General features: G+C 67.1%; 13 protein-coding genes. All 13 read left to right on the forward strand.

From position 1 onward, the window contains the following. Positions 1 to 92: 92 nt before the first annotated feature. The 13 genes from rplN to map all read left to right on the forward strand — a co-directional run bounded on the left by rplN (position 93) and on the right by map (position 7,746). Complete coding sequence (rplN, locus tag ABTZ89_RS32215; RefSeq protein WP_150067120.1) at positions 93 to 461, forward strand: 50S ribosomal protein L14; 369 nt, start codon at positions 93 to 95, stop codon at positions 459 to 461. Further along, entirely contained in the window at positions 461 to 775 is a 315-nt protein-coding gene (gene rplX / locus ABTZ89_RS32220; protein WP_270947606.1) for a 50S ribosomal protein L24, read from the forward strand. The genes rplN and rplX overlap by 1 nt, the downstream gene beginning before the upstream one ends. A 2-nt stretch (positions 776 to 777) precedes the next feature. Further along, positions 778 to 1,341, forward strand: a complete 564-nt coding sequence (gene rplE, locus ABTZ89_RS32225) for a 50S ribosomal protein L5 (RefSeq protein WP_270947607.1) — start codon at positions 778 to 780, stop codon at positions 1,339 to 1,341. 3 nt (positions 1,342 to 1,344) lie between these two features. Then, positions 1,345 to 1,530 carry a type Z 30S ribosomal protein S14 gene (locus ABTZ89_RS32230; protein ID WP_270947608.1) on the forward strand — a complete coding sequence of 62 codons (186 nt, stop codon included), beginning with the start codon at positions 1,345 to 1,347 and terminating at the stop codon, positions 1,528 to 1,530. Positions 1,531 to 1,758: 228 nt separating this feature from the next. After that, positions 1,759 to 2,157 carry a 30S ribosomal protein S8 gene (gene rpsH / locus ABTZ89_RS32235; protein WP_270947609.1) on the forward strand — a complete coding sequence of 133 codons (399 nt, stop codon included), beginning with the start codon at positions 1,759 to 1,761 and terminating at the stop codon, positions 2,155 to 2,157. 16 nt (positions 2,158 to 2,173) lie between these two features. Next, complete coding sequence (gene rplF, locus ABTZ89_RS32240; protein WP_270947610.1) at positions 2,174 to 2,713, forward strand: 50S ribosomal protein L6; 540 nt, start codon at positions 2,174 to 2,176, stop codon at positions 2,711 to 2,713. A gap of 2 nt (positions 2,714 to 2,715) precedes the next feature. Continuing rightward, positions 2,716 to 3,117 (forward strand): 50S ribosomal protein L18, encoded by a 402-nt coding sequence (gene rplR / locus ABTZ89_RS32245; RefSeq protein WP_270947611.1) that lies wholly within the window; start codon positions 2,716 to 2,718, stop codon positions 3,115 to 3,117. A 35-nt stretch (positions 3,118 to 3,152) separates the two neighbouring features. Further along, on the forward strand, positions 3,153 to 3,764 hold the full coding sequence (rpsE, locus tag ABTZ89_RS32250) for a 30S ribosomal protein S5 (protein ID WP_270947612.1): 612 nt from the start codon (positions 3,153 to 3,155) through the stop codon (positions 3,762 to 3,764). Between the two features lie 3 nt (positions 3,765 to 3,767). Next, positions 3,768 to 3,950, forward strand: a complete 183-nt coding sequence (rpmD, locus tag ABTZ89_RS32255; protein ID WP_270947613.1) for a 50S ribosomal protein L30 — start codon at positions 3,768 to 3,770, stop codon at positions 3,948 to 3,950. Position 3,951: 1 nt separating this feature from the next. Continuing rightward, complete coding sequence (gene rplO / locus ABTZ89_RS32260; protein ID WP_270947614.1) at positions 3,952 to 4,401, forward strand: 50S ribosomal protein L15; 450 nt, start codon at positions 3,952 to 3,954, stop codon at positions 4,399 to 4,401. A 392-nt stretch (positions 4,402 to 4,793) separates the two neighbouring features. Then, positions 4,794 to 6,107 (forward strand): preprotein translocase subunit SecY, encoded by a 1,314-nt coding sequence (secY, locus tag ABTZ89_RS32265; protein ID WP_270947615.1) that lies wholly within the window; start codon positions 4,794 to 4,796, stop codon positions 6,105 to 6,107. A gap of 174 nt (positions 6,108 to 6,281) precedes the next feature. After that, complete coding sequence (locus tag ABTZ89_RS32270) at positions 6,282 to 6,836, forward strand: adenylate kinase (protein WP_270947616.1); 555 nt, start codon at positions 6,282 to 6,284, stop codon at positions 6,834 to 6,836. Positions 6,837 to 6,954: 118 nt separating this feature from the next. Next, positions 6,955 to 7,746, forward strand: coding sequence for a type I methionyl aminopeptidase (map, locus tag ABTZ89_RS32275; protein WP_270947617.1), 792 nt, complete (start codon positions 6,955 to 6,957; stop codon positions 7,744 to 7,746). The last annotated feature ends 143 nt before the right edge of the window (positions 7,747 to 7,889 follow it).

The following is a 7,889-nucleotide window of genomic DNA, read 5'->3' on the forward strand; positions in this document are numbered from 1 at the left end:
GGAAGTTGACCGCGCGCGTCAGGTCGGCAATTTGGCGCGCCAGAGTGTGCTCGGGCAACCGAGCCCGGGTACTTAGGGTCAGGGAGAAAGACGTGATCCAGCAGGAGTCGCGACTGCGCGTCGCCGACAACACCGGGGCCAAGGAGATCCTCACGATCCGTGTCCTCGGTGGGTCGGGTCGTCGCTACGCGGGCCTCGGGGACATCATCGTGGCGACCGTCAAGGAAGCCATCCCCGGTGCCAATGTCAAGAAGGGCGATGTGGTCAAGGCCGTCATCGTCCGGCAGAAGAAGGAAAAGCGTCGTCCGGACGGTTCCTACATCCGGTTCGACGAGAACGCTGCGGTGCTGGTGAAGCCGGGCGGCGAGCCCCGCGGAACCCGCATCTTCGGGCCGGTCGCCCGTGAACTGCGCGACAAGAAGTTCATGAAGATCATCTCGCTCGCGCCGGAGGTCTTGTGATGAAGGTCAAGAAGGGCGACACGGTCGTCGTCATCTCCGGCAAGGACAAGGGCGCCAAGGGCAAGGTCATCCAGGCCATGCCGCAGGAGCAGCGGGTTCTGGTCGAGGGTGTCAACCGGATCAAGAAGCACACCAAGGTCTCCCGGACCGAGCGTGGCGCGCAGTCCGGCGGCATCGTCACCCAGGAAGCGCCGATCCACGTGAGCAACGTGATGGTCGTGGACTCCGACGGCAAGCCCACCCGAGTCGGCTACCGCATCGGTGAGGACGGCAAGAAGGTTCGCATCTCTCGTCGTAACGGTAAGGACGTCTGATCATGACTACCGCTGAGAAGATCGTCCCGCGGCTCAAGACCCGTTACCGCGAGGAGATCCGCCAGGCGCTCAACGAGGAGTTCAACTACTCCAACGTGATGCAGACGCCCGGCGTGGTCAAGGTCGTGGTCAACATGGGTGTTGGCGACGCCGCTCGGGACAGCAAGCTGATCGAGGGCGCGGTTCGCGACCTGGCGATCATCACCGGTCAGAAGCCGGAGATCCGCCGGGCCCGCAAGTCCATCGCGCAGTTCAAGCTCCGCGAGGGCATGCCGATCGGTGCGCGGGTCACCCTGCGCGGCGACCGGATGTGGGAGTTCCTGGACCGCCTGGTCACCATCGCGCTGCCGCGTATCCGCGACTTCCGCGGGCTGTCGCCGAAGCAGTTCGACGGCCGGGGCAACTACACGTTCGGCCTGAACGAGCAGTCGATGTTCCACGAGATCGACCCGGACAGCATCGACCGTCCGCGCGGCATGGACATCACCGTCGTTACCACGGCCACCAACAATGAGGAGGGCCGGGCGCTGCTGAAGCACCTGGGCTTCCCGTTCAAGGAGAACTGAGCGATGGCCAAGAAGGCGCTGGTTATCAAGGCTTCGCGCAAGCCGAAGTTCGGCGTTCGCGGCTACACCCGCTGCCAGCGTTGCGGGCGTCCGCGTGCGGTGTTCCGCAAGTTCGGGCTGTGCCGCGTGTGCTTCCGCGAGATGGCGCACGCGGGCGAGCTGCCCGGCGTGAGCAAGTCCTCCTGGTGATGTGCCCGCCTGCTGGGGTGATGCCGGCTACCGGTACCCTCAGCAGGCGTTACCAGGGCTGATGCCCACGCTCCGCGGCGAACGCCGTGCTTGCACGCGAAATGACAAGGGACCGGCCACCGCGGTCGGACACCCCGAACTTCGTCCAGGCCAGGGTCCAGACGCGCCGCCTCCGGGCGGTGTCCGGTCGGGACCCATCGGAACCAGACGAGAAAGGTTGAGCAGGTCATGACGATGACCGATCCGATCGCAGACATGCTGACGCGTCTGCGCAACGGAAACTCGGCATACCACGACGAGGTCGTGATGCCGCACTCCAAGCTGAAGGCGAACATCGCCGAGATCCTCAAGCGCGAGGGCTACGTTTCGGGCTCCCGCGTCGAAGAGGGCGAGAAGGGCAAGCAGCTCGTCGTCGAGCTCAAGTACGGCCCGAACCGCGAGCGGAGCATCGCGGGCCTGCGCCGGGTCTCCAAGCCCGGTCTGCGGGTCTACGCCAAGTCCACCAACCTCCCGAAGGTTCTGGGTGGCCTGGGCGTCGCCATCATCTCGACCTCCGGCGGTCTCCTGACCGACCGGCAGGCCATGAAGAACGGCGTGGGCGGGGAAGTCCTCGCCTACGTCTGGTAAGGGAGGAGGAGCGGCTATGTCGCGCATCGGAAAGCTGCCGATCACCGTCCCCTCCGGCGTCGAGGTGACCATCGACGGCCAGTCGGTGACGGTGAAGGGCCCCAAGGGCACGTTGTCCCACCAGGTCGCGGAGCCGATCATCGTCGAGCGGGACGAAGACGGTGCGGTCCTGGTGAAGCGTCCGGACGACGAGCGGGAGAGCCGTTCGCTGCACGGGCTCACCCGCACCCTGGTGAACAACATGGTCATCGGGGTCAGCCAGGGTTACCAGAAGGACCTGGAGATCCACGGCGTCGGTTACCGCGTGCTGCAGAAGGGCTCGAACCTCGAGTTCGCCCTGGGCTACAGCCACCCCATCGTGATCGAACCGCCGGAAGGCATCCAGTTCGCGGTCGACGGCCCGACCAAGATCGCGGTCAAGGGCATCGACAAGCAGCTGGTCGGCGAGATCGCGGCCAGGATTCGCAAGCTGCGCAAGCCGGACCCGTACAAGGGCAAGGGTGTCCGCTACGCAGGTGAGAACATCCGCCGCAAGGTCGGGAAGACGGGTAAGTGACCATGAGCGAGACGACAGCTACCAAGCGCAAGCCGGTGGGCAAGGACATCTCGACCAAGCGTCGGCTGGCCCGCGCCAAGCGGCACACGCGCATCCGCAAGAAGATCCTCGGCACGTCCGAGCGCCCGCGCCTGGTCGTGACCCGGTCGCTGCGCCACATCGTTGCGCAGGTCATCGACGACACCAAGGGCCACACCTTGGCTTCGGCGACCAGCCTGGAGACCGACGTCCGCGCGTTCGAGGGCGACAAGAAGGCCAAGGCCACCAAGGTCGGCGAGCTCGTCGCCGCCCGGGCCAAGGACGCCGGCATCGAGAAGGTCGTCTTCGACCGCGGCGGTAACGACTACCACGGTCGGGTCGCCGCGCTCGCGGACGCCGCGCGTGACGGCGGACTGGAGTTCTGACAAGTGCGTAAGAACGAGAACGGAAGGGACGCCTGATGCCTGGACGCACTCGGCGTGAGGGCGGGGAGTCCGGCGGCAAGGACCGCCGGGACCGCCGCGACGGCGGCCGTGGCGGGGCGGCCCAAGAGAAGACCCCGCAGTTCGAACGGGTCGTGACCATCAACCGCGTCGCGAAGGTCGTCAAGGGCGGTCGGCGCTTCAGCTTCACCGCGCTGGTCGTCGTCGGTGACGGCGACGGCATGGTCGGTGTCGGTTACGGCAAGGCCAAGGAAGTTCCGGCGGCGATCGCCAAGGGCGTCGAGGAAGCGAAGAAGAACTTCTTCCGCGTCCCGCGCCTGGGCGGCACCATCACTCACCCGGTCCAGGGCGAGGAGGCCGCGGGTGTCGTGCTGCTGCGTCCGGCCAGCGCCGGTACCGGTGTCATCGCCGGTGGCCCGGTGCGCGCGGTCCTGGAGTGCGCCGGCATCCACGACGTGCTGAGCAAGTCGCTGGGCAGCGACAACCCGATCAACATCGTGCACGCCACGGTCGACGCGCTGAAGCAGCTGCAGCGGCCGGAGGAGGTCGCGGCTCGTCGTGGCCTGCCGCTCGAGGACGTCGCTCCGGCGTTCATCCTGCGCGCGCGTGCTGCGGGGCAGGGGGTCTGATCCATGGCACAGCTGAAGATCACCCAGGTGAAGGGTCTGGTCGGCTCCAAGCAGAACCAGCGCGACACCATGCGCACCCTCGGGCTGCGCAAGATCCGTCAGTCCGTGGTTCGTCCGGATGACTCGAACGTGCGCGGCATGATCAACGCCGTCCGTCACCTGGTGACGGTCGAGGAGGTCGACTGACATGGTCATCAAACTGCACGACCTGCGTCCGGCCCCGGGTGCCAAGCGCGACAAGATCCGCGTCGGCCGCGGTGAGGGCTCCAAGGGCAAGACCGCTGGTCGCGGTACCAAGGGCACCAAGGCCCGGAAGAACGTCTCGCCCCGCTTCGAGGGCGGGCAGATGCCGATCCACATGCGGCTCCCGAAGCTCCGCGGCTTCAAGAACCGCTTCCGCACCGAGTACCAGGGTGTGAACATCGGTCGTCTGGCCCAGGCGTTCCCGGAGGGCGGCACCGTCGGCATCGACGAGCTGGTCGCCAAGGGCCTGGTCAAGAAGAACGAGCTCGTGAAGATCCTCGGCGACGGGGACCTGGAGGGCGTCAAGCTGGACGTGACCGCTCACGCGTTCACGGGCAGCGCCCAGGAGAAGCTCACCGCCGCGGGTGGTTCGGTCACCAAGCTGGACCGCTGACGAGGCGAACGCGATGAGGGCCGGTCGACGCGAAGTCGACCGGCCCTCACCGTTTTTCCCAATCAGGTGATGTGCGCGGGGCGCTTTTCCCGGTCCTCCCGGCGAAAAGTCGCCCCGCCCGCATTTCCGGGTCCTTCCCCGCAGGTCGCGGAGAGGGCCGATTGATCTTCCAAAACTGTTGTGGCAACGGGGTTTTCGGGGCTGGTGTGACTGCTGGTGGCGGTGTTCGCCGTCGGCGTACGCGGTGATCACGCGTGAGGCTTCAGTCGCCGAACGTGGTGGGCTCCTCGCCTGCTAGAGTCGCCCCGGCAGTGCCGTGATGAACGGGTGCTGCGGAAATTGCCGCATCTTTCCCCGGCCGGTTTCGACTGGCTCGCGTACAGGAGGTTCGCGTGCTCGGCGCCTTCCGCTCGGCTCTGGCGACGCCGGACCTGCGCCGCAAGATCCTGTTCACCCTCGGCATGGTGGTGCTGTACCGGCTCGGCGCGACGATCCCCTCTCCCGGGGTGTCGTACCCGAACATCCAGCAGTGCATCGAGCAGATCCAGGGCAGCGGCTCGCAGGGCGTCTACTCCTTGCTCAACCTCTTCAGCGGCGGTGCGCTGCTGCAGCTGTCGGTGTTGTCGCTGGGCATCATGCCCTACATCACCGCGAGCATCATCATCCAGCTGCTGCAGGTGGTCATCCCGCGCTTCGAGCAGCTGAAGAAGGAAGGCCAGTCCGGCCAGGCGAAGCTGACGCAGTACACCCGGTACCTGACGATCGCGCTGGCGATCCTGCAGGGCACCGGTGTGGTGGCGCTCGCCGTGCGCGGCCAGCTGTTCCAGGGCTGCTCGGTCTCGCCGATCCCGGACGACTCGGTGCTGAACCTGATCACCATCGTGGTCGTCATGACCGCCGGTGCGGCGGTGCTGATGTGGATGGGCGAGCTGATCACCGAGCGCGGCGTCGGCAACGGCATGTCGCTGCTGATCTTCACCTCCATCGCGGCCCGCATCCCGGCCGAGGGCGGCATGATCCTGCAGTCGCACGGCGGCCTGGTGTTCGCCGTGGTCTGCGCCTTCGCGATCGTCATCATCGGCACGGTCGTGTTCATCGAGCAGGCGCAGCGCCGGATCCCGGTGCAGTACGCCAAGCGCATGATCGGCCGCCGGATGTACGGCGGCACCTCGACCTACCTGCCGCTGAAGGTGAACCAGGCGGGTGTCATCCCGGTCATCTTCGGTTCCTCGCTGCTGTACCTGCCGCAGCTGATCGGTCAGCTGGCCGGCAACCAGGACACCTGGTGGGCGCGGTTCATCCAGACCTACATCGTCGACCCGTCCAGCTGGGTGCACATCCTGCTGTACATGTCGCTGATCGTCTTCTTCGCGTACTTCTACGTGTCGATCACGTTCAACCCGGAAGAGCGCGCCGACGAGATGAAGAAGTTCGGCGGCTTCATCCCGGGCATCCGCCCGGGCCGGCCGACCGCCGAGTACCTGAACTTCGTGCTCTCCCGGATCACGCTGCCGGGCGCGCTGTACCTGGGCATCATTGCGATCCTGCCGAACTTCTTCCTCGGCATCACCGGTGGACAGGGCCAGAACCAGAACTTCCCGTTCGGCGGCACCGCGGTGCTGATCATGGTCAACGTCGGCCTGGACACCGTGAAGCAAATCGAGAGCCAGCTCACGCAGCGCAAGTACGAGGGATTCCTCCGGTAAGCTGAGCGGTCCGGGCGCGGCTTCGCCGTGCCCGGAAACCGCAGGTTCCGGCATGGCTGGTGCGTACGCACGGCTCATGCGTGGGGTTGAGCAGCGGTCGCTCGCAGGCAGGTGGGCGCCGCGCAGCGCTCGTCAGGAGTTGGCGTGCGATCGGATTGATTCGGAGGCAGACCCTTGGTGCGATTGGTTCTCGTCGGCCCGCCGGGTGCGGGCAAAGGCACCCAGGCCGCGGTGCTGAGCGAGGAGCTCGGCGTTCCGCACATCTCCACCGGAGATCTGTTCCGCGCCAACATCGGCAACGAGACCCCGCTCGGCCAGAAGGCCAAGAGCTACATGGACGCCGGTGAGCTGGTGCCGGACGAGGTCACCAACGAGATGGTGCGCGACCGCCTCGCCGACGAGGACGCGGCGAAGGGCTTCCTGCTCGACGGCTACCCGCGCAACACCGCGCAGGCCGACGTGCTGCGCGACATGCTGGCGGACCAGGGCACCGAGCTGACCGCCGTGCTGCAGTTCGACGTGCCGGAGGAGGAGCTGGTCACGCGCATGCTGGCGCGCGGTCGCTCCGACGACACCGAGGACGTCATCCGCCGCCGGCTCGCGGTCTACCGCGAGGAGACCGAGCCGCTGCTGTCCTACTACCAGGACCGGATCATCAAGATCGACGCGGTGGGTTCGATCGAGGACATCACCGCTCGCGCGCTGGCCGCGCTCCGCGACCGCAGCTGAGCTCGTTGGGCCCCGGGCGACCGGGGCCGAACGCCGCCAGGTGAGCGGCGATGCCACTCGTCGCCACCGGCGCCGCTGCGTGAAGCAATCCGAAGATTCTCTGTTGAAGGTGAGTGCGTTGTTGCGTCGGGGTAAGGGCATCGAGCTCAAGTCTCGTGGCGAGATCGAGGCGATGCGCGAGGCCGGCCTGGTGGTCGCCAGCGCGCTCGCGGCGGTGACCGCGCAGGCGAAGGTCGGCGTGAGCACCGGTGAGCTGGACGAGCTCGCCGAGCAGACCATCCGCGATGCCGGGGCGGTGCCGTCCTTCAAGGGCTACCACGGCTTCCCGGCGTCGATCTGCGCTTCGCTGAACGAGAAGGTCGTGCACGGCATCCCGTCGCGCGACGAGGTCCTGTCCGAGGGCGATCTGCTCTCGGTGGACTGCGGCGCCATCCTGGACGGCTGGCACGGCGACTCCGCGGTGACGCTGGCGATCGGCGAGATCGGCGAGAAGGACCGCGCGCTGTCCGCCGCCACCGAGGCCTCGATGTGGGCCGGGATCGAGAAGGTCCGGGCGGGCAACCGGCTGACCGACATCTCCCACGCGGTGGAGACCGCGGCGCTGGCCGCGGCCAAGGCCGAGGGCCTGGAGTTCGGGATCATCGCCGAGTACGGCGGTCACGGCATCGGCACCCAGATGCACATGGAGCCGTTCCTGCCGAACCTCGGCAAGCCGGGCAAGGGCCCGAAGCTGCGCGTCGGCATGGCGATCGCGGTGGAGCCGATGCTGACGCTCGGCACCGCGGAGACCGAGGAGCTCGACGACGAGTGGACCGTGGTCACGGCCGACGGTTCCCGCTCGGCCCACTGGGAGCACACGGTCGCGATCACCGAAGAAGGCCCCTGGGTCCTCACCGCCCCGGAGAAGTGACCTCCGCAGTTCAATGAGGGTTTTCCATCCTCGTTTTGCGTGGCGGTGCGGGTAGCGGAACCTCAGCGCCCGCCTGGTCTCCGGGTGCCAACCCTTATGTATGCCAATACACGGCGGGTTGGCCGTCCTCGCCAGGCGAACGC

This window comes from Saccharopolyspora sp. NPDC002686 (assembly GCF_040295745.1).
In the GTDB taxonomy this organism is placed as follows: Bacteria; Actinomycetota; Actinomycetes; order Mycobacteriales; family Pseudonocardiaceae; genus Saccharopolyspora; species Saccharopolyspora oryzae.

Coding starts and splice junctions, on each gene's coding strand:
- rplX (WP_270947606.1), top strand. CDS start 461: ATGAAGGTCAAGAAGGGCGACACGGTCGTCGTCATCTCCGGCAAGGAC.
- rplE (WP_270947607.1), top strand. CDS start 778: ATGACTACCGCTGAGAAGATCGTCCCGCGGCTCAAGACCCGTTACCGC.
- ABTZ89_RS32230 (WP_270947608.1), top strand. CDS start 1,345: ATGGCCAAGAAGGCGCTGGTTATCAAGGCTTCGCGCAAGCCGAAGTTC.
- rpsH (WP_270947609.1), top strand. CDS start 1,759: ATGACGATGACCGATCCGATCGCAGACATGCTGACGCGTCTGCGCAAC.
- rplF (WP_270947610.1), top strand. CDS start 2,174: ATGTCGCGCATCGGAAAGCTGCCGATCACCGTCCCCTCCGGCGTCGAG.
- rplR (WP_270947611.1), top strand. CDS start 2,716: ATGAGCGAGACGACAGCTACCAAGCGCAAGCCGGTGGGCAAGGACATC.
- rpsE (WP_270947612.1), top strand. CDS start 3,153: ATGCCTGGACGCACTCGGCGTGAGGGCGGGGAGTCCGGCGGCAAGGAC.
- rpmD (WP_270947613.1), top strand. CDS start 3,768: ATGGCACAGCTGAAGATCACCCAGGTGAAGGGTCTGGTCGGCTCCAAG.
- rplO (WP_270947614.1), top strand. CDS start 3,952: ATGGTCATCAAACTGCACGACCTGCGTCCGGCCCCGGGTGCCAAGCGC.